This window comes from Nocardioides sp. Z43_10 (assembly GCF_059766615.1).
The window spans coordinates 640,972-653,900 of record NZ_JCBAJY010000001.1 but is presented as its reverse complement, the minus strand read 5'-3'; the positions used below and the strand labels follow the sequence as shown (position 1 = coordinate 653,900).

Annotated in this window: 12 protein-coding genes; 4 read left to right on the top strand and 8 right to left on the bottom strand. The window is 72.5% G+C overall.

Annotation, left to right across the window (positions count from 1 at the left end):
* Nucleotides 1–32: 32 nt before the first annotated feature.
* The 3 genes from AC6EI4_RS03080 to AC6EI4_RS03070 all read right to left on the bottom strand — a co-directional run bounded on the left by AC6EI4_RS03080 (nucleotide 33) and on the right by AC6EI4_RS03070 (nucleotide 4,131).
* Nucleotides 33–1,928: a DEAD/DEAH box helicase gene (locus tag AC6EI4_RS03080; RefSeq protein WP_498450536.1), complete on the bottom strand. Its 1,896-nt coding sequence runs from the start codon at nucleotides 1,926–1,928 to the stop codon at nucleotides 33–35.
* An 86-nt stretch (nucleotides 1,929–2,014) separates the two neighbouring features.
* The gene (gene glmS / locus AC6EI4_RS03075) at nucleotides 2,015–3,835 is read right to left on the bottom strand and encodes a glutamine--fructose-6-phosphate transaminase (isomerizing) (protein ID WP_498419864.1); all 1,821 of its coding nucleotides are present in this window, start codon (nucleotides 3,833–3,835) and stop codon (nucleotides 2,015–2,017) included.
* Between the two features lie 23 nt (nucleotides 3,836–3,858).
* Nucleotides 3,859–4,131: a hypothetical protein gene (locus AC6EI4_RS03070; RefSeq protein ID WP_498419866.1), complete on the bottom strand. Its 273-nt coding sequence runs from the start codon at nucleotides 4,129–4,131 to the stop codon at nucleotides 3,859–3,861.
* A 161-nt stretch (nucleotides 4,132–4,292) separates the two neighbouring features.
* Here AC6EI4_RS03070 and AC6EI4_RS03065 point away from each other — a divergent pair, with 161 nt between their 5' ends.
* A complete protein-coding gene (locus tag AC6EI4_RS03065) occupies nucleotides 4,293–4,898 on the top strand; it encodes a YceI family protein (protein WP_498450535.1) in 606 nt (201 codons plus the stop codon).
* Between the two features lie 70 nt (nucleotides 4,899–4,968).
* On the opposite strand, the gene AC6EI4_RS03060 is transcribed toward AC6EI4_RS03065, so the two are convergent.
* From AC6EI4_RS03060 to AC6EI4_RS03040, 5 genes are all read right to left on the bottom strand, one after another.
* Nucleotides 4,969–5,592 carry a hypothetical protein gene (locus AC6EI4_RS03060; RefSeq protein WP_498450534.1) on the bottom strand — a complete coding sequence of 208 codons (624 nt, stop codon included), beginning with the start codon at nucleotides 5,590–5,592 and terminating at the stop codon, nucleotides 4,969–4,971.
* Nucleotides 5,589–6,809 carry an acyl-CoA dehydrogenase family protein gene (locus AC6EI4_RS03055; RefSeq protein ID WP_498450533.1) on the bottom strand — a complete coding sequence of 407 codons (1,221 nt, stop codon included), beginning with the start codon at nucleotides 6,807–6,809 and terminating at the stop codon, nucleotides 5,589–5,591. Before AC6EI4_RS03055 ends, AC6EI4_RS03060 begins: the two co-directional genes overlap by 4 nt.
* 56 nt (nucleotides 6,810–6,865) lie before the next feature.
* Nucleotides 6,866–7,621: a PadR family transcriptional regulator gene (locus tag AC6EI4_RS03050; protein ID WP_498450532.1), complete on the bottom strand. Its 756-nt coding sequence runs from the start codon at nucleotides 7,619–7,621 to the stop codon at nucleotides 6,866–6,868.
* Between the two features lie 84 nt (nucleotides 7,622–7,705).
* Nucleotides 7,706–9,661: a M3 family metallopeptidase gene (locus tag AC6EI4_RS03045; RefSeq protein WP_498450531.1), complete on the bottom strand. Its 1,956-nt coding sequence runs from the start codon at nucleotides 9,659–9,661 to the stop codon at nucleotides 7,706–7,708.
* A gap of 131 nt (nucleotides 9,662–9,792) precedes the next feature.
* Entirely contained in the window at nucleotides 9,793–10,056 is a 264-nt protein-coding gene (locus AC6EI4_RS03040; RefSeq protein WP_498419876.1) for a metal-sensitive transcriptional regulator, read from the bottom strand.
* Nucleotides 10,057–10,325: 269 nt separating this feature from the next.
* Here AC6EI4_RS03040 and AC6EI4_RS03035 point away from each other — a divergent pair, with 269 nt between their 5' ends.
* From AC6EI4_RS03035 to AC6EI4_RS03025, 3 genes are read left to right on the top strand one after another with little or no spacing between them, the layout of a single operon-like run.
* Complete coding sequence (locus tag AC6EI4_RS03035) at nucleotides 10,326–10,646, top strand: rhodanese-like domain-containing protein (protein WP_498450530.1); 321 nt, start codon at nucleotides 10,326–10,328, stop codon at nucleotides 10,644–10,646.
* Nucleotides 10,643–12,055 carry an MBL fold metallo-hydrolase gene (locus AC6EI4_RS03030; protein ID WP_498450529.1) on the top strand — a complete coding sequence of 471 codons (1,413 nt, stop codon included), beginning with the start codon at nucleotides 10,643–10,645 and terminating at the stop codon, nucleotides 12,053–12,055. Before AC6EI4_RS03035 ends, AC6EI4_RS03030 begins: the two co-directional genes overlap by 4 nt.
* A complete protein-coding gene (locus AC6EI4_RS03025) occupies nucleotides 12,052–12,873 on the top strand; it encodes a sulfite exporter TauE/SafE family protein (protein WP_498419880.1) in 822 nt (273 codons plus the stop codon). The genes AC6EI4_RS03030 and AC6EI4_RS03025 overlap by 4 nt, the downstream gene beginning before the upstream one ends.
* The last annotated feature ends 56 nt before the right edge of the window (nucleotides 12,874–12,929 follow it).

The following is a 12,929-nucleotide window of genomic DNA, read 5'->3' as shown; positions in this document are numbered from 1 at the left end:
CCCATGCGACAAGGGGTTCGGTCTGCCGGGTCTCAGCCGTCGCTGTTGCGCCAGCGCGGCTTCTTCTCGCCGCCGCCCTGACCGCGGTGCGGCTTGCGGTCGCCGCCCTGGTAGCCACCCGACGAGCGTCCCTGGTAGCCACCGCTGCTGCCACCGCGAGCGGGCCCATTGTCGCGGGTCAGCTCGATGAGCTTGCCGGAGATCCGGGTGCTCTGCAGCTTCTCCAGGCTGCCCTCGGGCAGCTCGGCGGGGAGCTCGACGAGCGAGAAGTCGCCCTTGATCTCGATGTGGCCGAAGTCGTTGCGCCCGAGGTTGCCCTCGTTGGCGATCGCGCCGACGATCTGGCGCGGCTCGACCTTGTGTCGCTTGCCGACCGCGATCCGGTACGTCGCCATCGGCACGTCGGTGCGTCCGCGCGGCTTGCGCGGAGCCCGCTCGGGACGGCCCCGGTCGCCGCCGCGGTCACCCCGGTCGTCGCTGTAGGAATCGGTGCGGACCGGGCGGACCTTGTCGGGGTCGAGCAGCAGCGGCTCGTCGCCCTGCGCCACGACGGCGAGCGCGGCGGCCACGTCGACCTCGGGCACGTCGTACTCACGCACGTAGTGGGCGATCACGTCGCGGAACTTGTCGATCTGGGCGGTGTCGGCCAGGGCCGCGGTGATGCCCTCGTCGAAGCGGGTCAGCCGGGTCTGGTTGACGTCCTCGACGCTCGGCAGCTGCATCTGGGTGAGCGGCTGGCGGGTCGCCTTCTCGATGTGCTTGAGCAGGTGGCGCTCACGCGGGGTGATGAACGAGATCGCGTCGCCCTTGCGCCCCGCGCGGCCGGTGCGGCCGATGCGGTGGACGTAGGACTCGGTGTCGGTGGGGATGTCGTAGTTGACGACGTGGCTGATCCGCTCGACGTCGAGGCCGCGGGCCGCGACGTCGGTGGCGACCAGGATGTCGAGCTTGCCGGCCTTGAGCTGGTTGACCGTGCGCTCGCGCACGGCCTGGGCCACGTCGCCGTTGATCGCGGTGGCGGAGAAGCCGCGCGCACGCAGCCGCTCGGCCAGCGACTCGGTCTCGTGCTTGGTGCGCACGAAGATGATCATCCCCTCGAAGTTCTCGACCTCGAGGATGCGGGTCAGCGCGTCGACCTTCTGGGGGTAGGACACCATCAGGTAGCGCTGGGTGATGTTCGCGGCGGTCGCGGTCTTGTTCTTGACCGTGATCTCGGCGGGGTCGTTGAGGTACTTCTTGGAGATGCGGCGGATCTGCGCCGGCATCGTCGCGGAGAAGAGCGCGACCTGCTTGGTGTCGGGGGTGTCGGCGAGGATCGTCTCGACGTCCTCGGCGAAGCCCATGTTGAGCATCTCGTCGGCCTCGTCGAGGACCAGGAAGCGCAGCTCGGTCAGGTCGAGCGTGCCCTTGTCGAGGTGGTCCATGATCCGACCGGGGGTGCCCACGACGATGTGCACGCCGCGGCGCAGCGCGCTGAGCTGCACGCCGTACCCCTGGCCGCCGTAGACGGGGAGCACGTGCACGCCCTTGGTGTGCGCGGCGTACTTCTCGAACGCCTCGCAGACCTGCAGCGCCAGCTCGCGCGTCGGCGCGAGCACCAGCGCCTGGACGGACTTCTGCTTGACGTCGAGCTGGGACAGGATCGGCAGGGCGAACGCCGCCGTCTTGCCGGTGCCGGTCTGGGCCAGGCCGACCACGTCGCGGCCCGCGAGCAGCGGCGGGATCGTCGCCGCCTGGATCGGCGAGGGCGTCTCGTAGCCGACGTCGGCCAGCACCTTGAGGATCTTCTCGCCCAGACCGAGGTCGGCGAAGGTGGGACCCTGGTCCGCCACCGGCTCTGCGGCCACCGGCTGTGCGGCCGCCTCCTCGGTGGTGGTCGGTCCGAGGTCGTTCTGGTCGGGGTTCGCCTGCTGCTCCGCGTCGCTCATAGGACCCCAGGGTATCGCGGCCCCGCCACGCCACCGATTCGTGGGGACGCGACCCCGGTCACGCCGGGGTCGCGCCCTCCTGCGCCCTACTCGACCGTGACCGACTTGGCCAGGTTGCGCGGCTTGTCGATGTCGTGGCCCAGGTGCAGCGCCGCGTGGTAGGCGAGCAGCTGCAGCGGGATGGTGAGCAGGATCGGGTCGAGCTCCGGCTCGCTGCGCGGTACGTCGATGCGCGCGACGTCGAGGTCGCCGAGGTCGACGCCGGGGTGGGTCACCACGACCAGCGGGCCGCCGCGCGCGGCGATCTCGTGGAGCGCCGCCACGTTGCGCTCGACGAGCTCGTCGGCGGGCACGACCGCGACCGTCGGGAGGGTGGGGGCGATCAGCGCCAGCGGGCCGTGCTTGAGCTCGGAGGTCGGGTAGGCCTCGGCGTGGCGGTAGGAGATCTCCTTGAACTTCTGCGCGCCCTCCCGGGCCACCGGGAAGCCCCGGACCCGGCCCACGAAGAACAGGCTCTCGGCCTCGGCCAGCCGCTGGGCGATCGGCACCAGCGCCTCCTCGCCGGCGAGGATCTCCTCGATCTGGGCGGGGATCCGCTCCAGGCCGGCGATCAGCCGCTGACCGTCGGCGATCGAGAGGTCGCGGACCCGGCCCAGCTGCAGGGCGAGCAGCGCGAAGCCGAGGAACATGTTGGTGAGCGCCTTGGTCGAGGCGACCGCGACCTCGGGCCCGGCGTGCAGGTAGATGCCGCCGTCGCACTGGCGCGCGATCGCGCTGCCGACCACGTTGACCAGGCCGATCACCCGCCCGCCCTTGCGCTGGATCTCCTGCACGGCGAGGAGGGTGTCCACGGTCTCGCCGGACTGGCTCACCGCGACGTAGAGGGTGTCGGGCTCGATCACCGGGTTGCGGTAGCGGAACTCGCTGGCGGCCTCGGCGTCGGCGGGGATCCGGGCCAGCTCCTCGAGCAGCGAGGCGCCCATCTGTCCGACGTAGTAGGCCGAGCCGCAGCCCAGGATCTTGACCCGGCTGATCGCCCGGGTCTCGCGCACGTCCATGTTCAGCCCGCCCAGGTGTGCGGTGCCGAAGCGCTCGACGAGTCGCCCGCGCAGCATCCGCTCGGCCGTGCTGACCTGCTCCTGGATCTCCTTGCGCATGTACGACGCGTGCTCGCCGGCCTCGTAGGCGGCCGGGTCGATGTCGAGCGTGGTGGCCGTCTTGCCGGTGGAGCTCAGGTCGCTGCGGAAGGTCGTGAACCCGCTGGCGGTGACCGTGGCCATCTCGCCGTCGTCGAGGTGGGCCACGGTGGTGGTGTAGCGCACCAGCGCGGCCAGGTCGGAGGCGACGTACATCTCCTTGTCGCCGACGCCGATGATCAGCGGGCTGCCGTAGCGGGCCACCACGATCCGGTCGGGGAAGTCCGCGTGGACCACGGCGATGCCGTAGGTGCCGTCCACCACGGCCAGCGCGTCGCGCACCCGGCCCTCGAGGGTCTCGGCGCTCGAGCGCGCCACCAGGTGGGCCAGCACCTCGGTGTCGGTGTCGGAGACCAGGTCGACCCCGTCCTCGGCCAACTGGCGGCGCAGGGCCCCGGCGTTGTCGATGATGCCGTTGTGCACGACCGCGACGTCGCCCTTGGCGTCGGTGTGCGGGTGGGCGTTGGCGTCGGTGGCCGGGCCGTGGGTGGCCCAGCGGGTGTGACCGATCCCGATCCCGCCGCTGAAGCGCTTGGGGAGGGCGTCGGCCAGGTCGCGGACCCGTCCGGCGCGCTTGGCGACGCGCACCCCGGACGCGGCGAGGACCGCGACTCCGGCGGAGTCGTAGCCCCTGTGCTCAAGACGGGCCAGGCCCTCGATGACCAGGGGGGCGGCCTGCTGGGTCCCGATGTAGCCGACGATTCCGCACATGCAGTGTCTCCTTGAGAGGTAGGTCAGCCGTACACGATGCGCCGCAGCTGGCGCTGGGTCAGCGGTGGCGGTGCCACCACTCGCCGGGACAGCTCTTCGGCGATCTGGGCGAAGATCTCGTCGTTCCGCGCCCCGAAGGTCTTCAGGTGGGCGTGCCTGCGCCGGACGAGCTCCTCGACGGGCTCGGCGTAGAACGCGACGACGTCCTCGACCACCCGGGCAGCCTCGGCGGCCTCGAGCCCGGTGGTCGCGACGACGTGCGCCACCAGAGCCGACGGGGCACGCGAGGCAGGCACATCGCCGACGATGCGCCCTCACCCGGCAAAGATCAAATTCCTGCCCGAAATCGGGCAGGAAACGGCGCTCCAGAGTTTGTCCCCGGCGAAGGAATGTTCTGCACGCCACCTGCGTTCAGACCACACGCCAGTAGTTCAAACTTCAATCATCAGGAGAGAACGTGAGCATCTTCAGCCGCAAGTCCGACCAGGTCACCACCGAGGCCGCCTTCGAGCCCGGCACCACGGCGATCAGCGACCTCACCGGCGACTACGCCATCGACCCCACCCACACCCGCCTGGGCTTCTCGGCGCGCCACGCGATGGTCACCACGGTGCGCGGGTCGTTCAAGCAGTTCGAGGGAGCCGCCCACCTCGACGCCGCCGACCCGTCGGCCTCGTCGGTCACCCTCACCATCGACGTCTCCTCGGTGGACACCGGGGTCGCGGACCGCGACGGCCACCTCGTCTCCGCGGACTTCTTCGACGCCGAGACCTACCCTTCGATCACCTTCACCTCGACCTCGGTCGAGCGCGACGGTGACGACTGGGCCGTCACCGGCGACCTGAGCATCAAGGACGTGACCAAGCCCGTCACGATCGCCTTCGAGCAGACCGGCTCGGCGAAGGACCCCTTCGGCAACATCCGGGTGGGCTTCGAGGGCGGCCTGGCGGTCAACCGCAAGGACTGGGGCCTGACCTGGAACGCCGCGCTCGAGACCGGCGGCGTCCTCGTCTCCGAGAAGGTCAAGCTCGAGTTCGACGTCTCGGCGATCAAGAGCGCCTGACCCCTGCCCGCCGGCGCCGGCTCCCGGATCTCGCATCCGGAGGCCGGCGCCGCCGCATGTGCGCCCCGGCTCAGAGCAGGTCGTCCACGGTGGTGACGACCGTGGTGACGCTGGGTCGGCGCGGGGTGGAGGAGAAGCCGAAGCGGCACGGCGGGTCGACCGGCGCCAGCGCACCCAGGGCCACCCCGTCCAGGCTGCCGCGCAGCCCGGTGAGCGCACGCGCGTCGGTCGCGCCGTACCACTCGCGGCGCCCGGCCAGGGCGGTGCCGCGGGTGCGCACGCCGCTGAGCACCACCCGCGCCACCGGGTCGGTGAGCGTGCAGAACAGCGGGCTGGCCGCGAGTCCACGCGGTACGGCGCGCAGCAGCCGGCCCAGGGCGGTTCGCCGACCCACCTCCAGGTCCAGGGTCAGCGAGGGTGAGCGCACCTGCCAGCGGGCGTCGCCGACGGCGACCTCCACCGGCTCCACCCGGGTCTCGTCGAACGCGTAGGTCCCGGCGACGAAGTCGCGCACCTCGGCGCTCGGCGCGAGCAGCAGCCGATGCCCGTGCGCGGTCTCCACCATCACGTCCGAGAACGGCCCGAACGGGGTGCTCGGCCAGTGCCCGACGACCAGGCGCACGCCGCTGCTGCTGCCGGCGCCGGCGATGAAGCCGTCGAAGCGGCCCCGCCCGCGCGCCGGGCCGGCGCTCACCGGATCGGGGCCCCCGAGATCGCGCGCGCGATGACCAGGCGCTGGATCTCGGAGGTGCCCTCGAAGATCGTGTAGATCCGGGCGTCGCGCGCCATCCGCTCGACCGGGTACTCGCGGGTGTAGCCGTTGCCGCCGAGGATCTGCATGGCCTGGCCGGTCACCTTCACCGCCGTCTCGCCGGCGTGCAGCTTGGACATCGACCCTTCCGCGGCGGTGAACTGCTTGCCGGTGCGCGCCATCCACGCCGCCCGCCAGACGAGCAGCCGGGAGGCCTCGATCGAGGTGGCCATGTCGGCCAGGGCGAAGGCGATCGCCTGGTTCTCGATGATCGCCTTGCCGAACTGCTCCCGGGTCTTGGCGTAGTCCAGCGCCACCTCGTAGGCGGCGCGGGCGATGCCGATCGCCTGCGCGCCGACCGCCGGCCGGGTCCGCTCGAACGTCGCCATCGACGCGTTGGCGCGCCCGGAGCCGGACGTCCCGGAGCGGGCCTTGGCCAGCCGGGCGTCCAGCTTGTCCTTGCCGCCGAGCAGGCAGCGGCCGGGCACCCGCACGTTGTCGAGCACCACCTCGGCGGTGTGCGAGGCGCGGATGCCGTGCTTGTGGAACTTCTGCCCCTGGCTGAGCCCCTTGGTGCCGGGCGGGACGACGAAGCTGGCCTGGCCGCGGGTGCGCAGCTCGGGGTCGACCACGCAGGTCACCACGTGCACGTCGGCGAGCCCGCCGTTCGTCGCCCAGGTCTTGGTGCCGTTGAGGACCCATTCGTCGCTGGCCTCGTCGTAGGTCGCGCGGGTGCGCATCGCGCCCACGTCGGAGCCGGCGTCGGGCTCGGAGGAGCAGAACGCCGCGAGCTTGAGGTCGCCCGGCTCGCCGAACATCTGCGGCACCCACTCCCCGACCTGCTCGGGGGTGCCGTTGGCGCTGACCGCGGCGGCCGCGAGCGTCGTACCGACGATGGACAGTCCGATGCCGGCGTCGCCCCAGAACAGCTCCTCCATCGTGACCGGGATGCCGAGGCCGGTCTCGTCGAAGCTCTGGGTGGCGAAGAAGTCCAGGGAGTAGAGCCCGATCTTGGCGGCCTCCTCCAGCACCGGCCAGGGGAACTCCTCGCGCTCGTCCCACTCCGCGGCGGCCGGGCGCACCACGTCGCGGGCGAAGGCGTGCACCCACGCCCGCAGGTCGAGGTGGTCCTGGTCGAGGTCGAACGAGGGGGTGGTCACCGCGCCGATGCTACGGCGCGGTCCGGGCCGCCGGGCTGGGTCTCGCGCCTCGGGGCTCAGCCCTCCTCGGGCTCGACGTCGTCCTCGGCCAGGATGCCGTAGAGCCGGCGCCGGGTCTCGACGAGCAGCTCCGCGGCGGCCCGGCGCTGTGCCTGGGAGCCGGTGGTCACCACCTGCCACACGGCGCTCATCAGCTGCCCGATCTCGGGCTTGAGGTCGAGGCCATCGGCCACGTCCTCGCCCGCGCTGTCGCTGAACGGCGCCCAGACCGCGGCCAGCTCCTCGGCGTGCTCCTCGACATGGGCGACGCCCGCCTCGGTCAGCCGCAGCGCGCGACGCCCGCGGCTGGAGTCCTCGACCACGAGCCCCTCGTCCTGAAGTTGCTGGATGGTCGGGTAGACCGATCCGGGGCTCGGCCGCCAGGCGTCGTGGGTCCGCTCGGCGATCTGCTGGATGACCTGGTAGCCATTGACCGGCTCACCCTCCTGCGCGCCGCGCAGGATGTCCAGGATCGCGGAGCGGACGTCACCGCGCCGCACCCGCGGTCCGCGGCGGCGCTCCCCGCGATCGAAGCCGAGCAGCCCCGCCACCCACGGCGGCGCCTGGCGACCCGGCCCCCACTCGGGCCGGCCTCGTCCGCCACCGTGGCCGCTGCTGTGGCCGCCCCAGGGGCCGCCGCCGTGCCCGCCGCCATGGCCGCCGCCGGGACCCCGAGCGCCTCCCCGTCGACGGTCGCCTGGCCGGCTCTCGCCGTACGGCGCCGCCTGCTCCTCGGGGCCCTGGGCCCCGTGTGCGTCGAATCCGTGCGTCATCGGTTCTCCTCCTGTCGGTTACGAACGATATATCGCGACAATACGCCGGAGTATCGACCGAGACAAGGCTCCCGGGGCGGGCGGCTACCGGGCCAGCCAGGCGGCGTAGGGCTCGAACGTGTAGGGCCGGCCCAGGAAGTCCTCGACCAGGTCCGCGGCGTCGCGGCTGCCGCCCGGCACCAGCACTCGGTCGCGGTACCGGGCCGCCACCTCCGGGGCGAACAGGTCGTCGGGATCGAACGCGCCGAACAGGTCCTTGGCGATCACCTGCGACCACGCGTAGGTGTAGTAGCCCGAGGAGTAGCCGCCGAGGTGGCCGAAGCTGGCGAACATGTGCGTGCCCTCGATCCAGCCGAGCAGCGAGTAGCGCTCCTGCAGCGCACGCATCGCGGCGGTCAGGTCGTCGGGCCGGTCCTGGTGGAACCAGTAGGACATCGCCGCATAAAATGTCTGGGTCCGAGCGTGGTAGCCCTTGCCGAAGTCGTCGGCGCGCCGCATCCGCTCGACCAGATCGGCGGGGATGGGCGCCCCCTGGGCGTCGGTGGCGAAGCTGCGCAGGATCTCGGCGTCCCAGGCCCACTCCTCGAGCATCTGGCTGGGCGCCTCGACGAAGTCCCACTCGGTGGCGACACCCGAGAACCGGGTCCAGGCGGCGCGCCCGGCGAGCACGTGATGGAGGAGATGGCCGAACTCGTGGAACAGCGTGACCACCTGGTCGTGCTCCATCAGGTCGCGCGAGAAGTTGCAGACGAGCACGCCCTCGGGGAGCTGGCGACCGGCCAGGCCGTCGGTCAGCGAGAACTGCGCGGCGTGCTTGTACTTGCCCGCCCGCGGGTGGAGGTCGAGGTGGATGCGACCCAGCCGAACCTGCGGCTGAGCCAGCGCCGGATCGGTCGCGAAGACGTCGTACGTCGCGACGTCGGCGTGCCAGGTGAGCGCTCCGGGGACCGGCTCGTAACGCAGGCCGAAGAGCCGACCGGTCACGTCGAGGAGACCTTGGCGGACCTTGTCAAAGGCGAAGTGGGTGCGTACCAGCCGGGCGTCCACATCGAGCTGCTCACGGCGTACCGCCTCCTCGTAGAAGGCCAGGTCGGCGGCGTCGATGCCGGTGGCGTCGGGACGGTCGCGGCGCAGCCGATCGAGCAGGACCTCCAGATCGCGCTCGGCGGGCGCCAGGGCGGCATCCGCGATCCGGTCGACGAAGGCGGGGATCGCGGCGCCGGAGCCGATCATCTTCACCGCCGCGTCGAAGTCGGCCCAGTCGGGGTAGCCGACGAGCTCGGCGCGCTCCTGGCGCAGCGCGAACATCTCGCGCAGCAGCGGCTCGGTCACCGGCCAGCCGCGGTTGAGGAACTGCGTGGTCAGCTCGCGGCGCACCCCGGCATCGGTGCAGAAGGTGCGCACCGGGATCGCGTCGGGGTAGTCGGTGGTGACCGCGACCAGGCCGTCGGCGTCCACCGGGTGCGCCTGGAGCCAGTCCTGCGGCATCGCGGCGAGCAGCTCGGCGCGGACCCGGACCGTGCGCACGTCGTCGCGGATCGCCTTGCCGAACTGCTGGCCCAGCTCGGTGAGCCGCTGGTTTACCTCGGTGATCCGGGCCCGGGTCGCCGCGTCGCGGTCGACGCCGGCTCGCCGGAAGTCGTCGAGGGTCTTGGCCAGCAGACGGGAGGCCTGTCCCGACGGGTCCTCGCGCTCCAGCTCGGCCGGGTCCAGCGCGGCGAAGACGTCGTGCAGCCTCCGGTCGAGACCCAGCTCGGTGTGCAGCCGGTCGACCTCCTGCTCGGCCTGCTCGGCGCGGTCGCGGACCGGCTCGAGCGGGTGCACGTTGCTGAACAGGGAGCCCATCGCCGCGACGTTGCTGAGGTGACGGGTCGCCTCGTCCCAGGTCCGCAGCACCTCGAGGGCGCCGGCCGGCGACTCGGCGCGCAGCCGGTCGACCAGCGCGCGCGCCGCTTCCAGTCCGGCGCGGGTGCGTGCCTCGAGCCAGTCGTGGGTGGCGTCGGGCTCGGGCAGCTGCAGCGGGACGGGAGAGGAGGTCACCCGGTCAGCCTAGGACCGGGCGCGGACACCCCCGGGGGCTCGCGAAGTTGCGCCGACTCGGCCGCCGTACGACGCGAAGTTGCGCCGACTCGGCCGCCGTACGACGCGAAGTTGCGCCGACTCGGCCGCTTTCAGGCGAGGGAGAGGAAGAGCTTCTCCATCTTCTTCACGTCGACGCCGTCGATCCCGTCGCCGGTGGTCAGGCACTGCTGCAGGCCCTGGGCGACGATCGCGAAGCCGGCCCGGTCGAGCGCCTTGGAGACCGCGGCCAGCTGGGTGACCACGTTCTCGCAGTCGCGGCCCTCCTCCAGCATCCGCAGCACGCCGGCGAGCTGGCCCTGCGCGCGCTTGATCCGGTTGATGACCGGGCCCATCTCGTCGGGGTCGAGCTCCATCACTTCTCCTCGTGGTCGGGTGTCAGGTCCGCGGCGGTGGTGCGAGGCCGCGCCCAGCGACTCCATCATCGCGTCCCACCCAGACCCCCGGCCACCGCGGTGGCCTCGAGGCTCTCGGCGCCCGGACAGGTGGTGCTCATGAACGGCTCCTCGACTGGGGGGTCGCACCCCAGGAGGAAAGAATACCCCCAGGGGTGTTTTGCATTGCCGCCACCATACCCCCTAGGGTATTGCCACAACCGGATCCCCTCCCGGAAGGAACCCCCGACATGACCGACACGACACCCGAGATCACCGTCGAGCAGCTCGCCGACCGCCTCCCCGACGGCGTGGTCGTCGATGTGCGCGAGCCCGCCGAGTACGCCGCGGGACACGTCCGGGGCGCGCTGCCGATCCCGATGGGCCAACTGGCCGACCGGATGGCGCAGCTGCCTCGCGAGAGGCCGATCTTCGTGGTCTGCGCGTCGGGCAACCGCTCCCGGCCGATGACGGACCTGCTGCGCGCCGCCGGCTACGACGCCTGGTCGGTCAGCGGCGGCACCCAGGGCTGGGCACGCGCCGGCCACCCGATCGACGAGGGCACGGCATGAGTCACCCCACCTCGACGCCGGCGCACCGCGACCTGACGGTCCTGACGATCGACACCCCGACGCTCGGTGACCGCAGCTATCTCGTCCACGACGGCGAGGTCGCCTTCGTGGTCGACCCGCAGCGCGACATCGACCGCGTCCTCGCGCTGCTCGAGGAGCACGGGGTGCGGTTGAGCGACGTCTTCGAGACCCACATCCACAACGACTACGTGACCGGAGGACTCGCCCTGGCCCGGCGTACCGGCGCGCGCTACCACGTCAACGCCGAGGACCCGGTCACCTTCGAGCGGACCCCGATCCGTGACCATGACGTCGTGCGGGTGGGCACGAGGATGCGAGTGACGGCCCTGGCCACGCCGGGCCACACCTTCACGCACCTCTCCTACGCGCTCAGCGACGCCGGCGGGTCGCTGGAGCAGGCGGTGGGAGTCTTCTCGGGCGGGTCGCTGCTCTACGGCGCCACCGGCCGGCCCGACCTGCTCGGCCCCGACCACACCGACGCCCTGGTCCGCCACCAACACGCCTCGGCGCACCGGCTGGCCGACCTGCTGCCCGATCGCGCGGACCTCTTCCCGACCCACGGCTTCGGCTCGTTCTGCTCGGCCACCCAGTCCGCGGCCACCGAGTCCACGATCGGCCGGGAGAAGAGCGCCAACCCGGCGCTCACCCAGGACGAGGAGACCTACGTCCGCGAGCTGCTCGCCGGGCTCGGCGCCTGGCCGGCGTACTACGCCCAGATGGCGCCGGCGAACTCCGCCGGGCCCGCCGAGCCGGACCTCAGCCCCCCGTCGCTGGCCGACGCCGACGAGCTGCGCCGGCGGATCGAGGCCGGCGAGTGGGTCGTCGACCTGCGCAACCGGACGGCGTTCGCCGCCGGGCACGTGCCGGGCACCCTGAACTTCGGCCTCGACGGCGCCCTGGCGACGTACCTCGGCTGGCTGATCACCTGGGGCACCCCGGTGACGCTGCTCGGCGAGACGCCCGAGGCGGTCGCCCAGGCGCAGCGCGAGCTGGTGCGCATCGGCATCGACCGGCCCGCCGCGCACGCCACCGGCCGGCCCGAGGACTGGACCCGCGCGCCGCTGGCCAGCTTCCCCACCGCCACCTTCGCCGACCTGGCTCAGGTGCTGCACCACCGCGCGATCGTGGTCCTGGACGTGCGGCGCACCGACGAGCACGCCGCGGCGCACCTCACGGGCGCGGTCAGCATCGCCCTCCACGAGCTCCCGCACCGTCTCGGCGAGGTGCCGGGCGGCGAGGTGTGGGTGCACTGCGCCGGGGGCTACCGCGCCTCCATCGCCGCCTCGCTGCTCGACGCGGCGGGCCGCGACGTGGTCGCCGTCGACGACTCCTTCGACGAGGCACGCCAGGCGGGCCTGCACCTGACCGGCCCCGAGGCGGACGGGTGACCCTGCTCGTCGTCGCCCTGCTCGCCGGGGCCCTGATCGGTCTCAGCCTCGGGGCCCTCGGCGGCGGCGGCTCGATCCTCGCCGTCCCGGTCCTGGTCTACGCGCTCGACCAGAGCGCGGCCCAGGCCACCACCGGCTCGCTGGTCGTCGTCGGGGTGACCTCGCTGATCGGCGCCGCCACCGCCCACCGCGCCGGCAACGTCTTGCTCGGCCGGGGAGTCGCCTTCGGCGTGCTCGCGATCGGCGGCGCCGTGATCGGCGCCCGCGCCTCAGCACTGGTCGCCGACGACGTGCTGCTCGCGGCGTTCGCGGTGCTGATGCTCTTCGTCGGCGCGCTGATGGCGATCCGCCAGCTGCGCAACACGGACCCCTCAGGCGACGGCCAGCGGCCCGGTGCCGACGAGCCGATCATCGGCCTGCGCCCCACGTTCGTGTGCCACTGCCGGCGCGCCGCCGCGGTGCTGCTCACCGCCACGGCCGTCGGCGTGCTGACCGGGTTCCTCGGGGTGGGCGGCGGCTTCCTCGTCGTACCCGCCCTGGTCCTGGTGCTCGCGCTGCCGATGCGCTACGCCGCGGGCACCTCGCTCGTGGTGATCACCCTGACCACCGCCGCCGCGCTCGCGGTCCGCACCGGCTCCGGGGTCTCCCCGGACTGGGACCTGGTGCTGGCGCTGACCGCGGCCTCCGCCGTCGGCGGCTTCCTCGGGGCCCGCCTCGCCGCGCGCACCGACACCCGGCGCCTGGCCGGCGCCTTCACCGTGATGGTGCTTCTCGTCGCGCTCTACACCGCGGCCCGGGCGCTGCCCGCGCTCCTCTGACGCGCGTCCCCCGCCCTCTTCCCACGCTCCCCCCGCCCAGCAGAAAGAGATCCGCC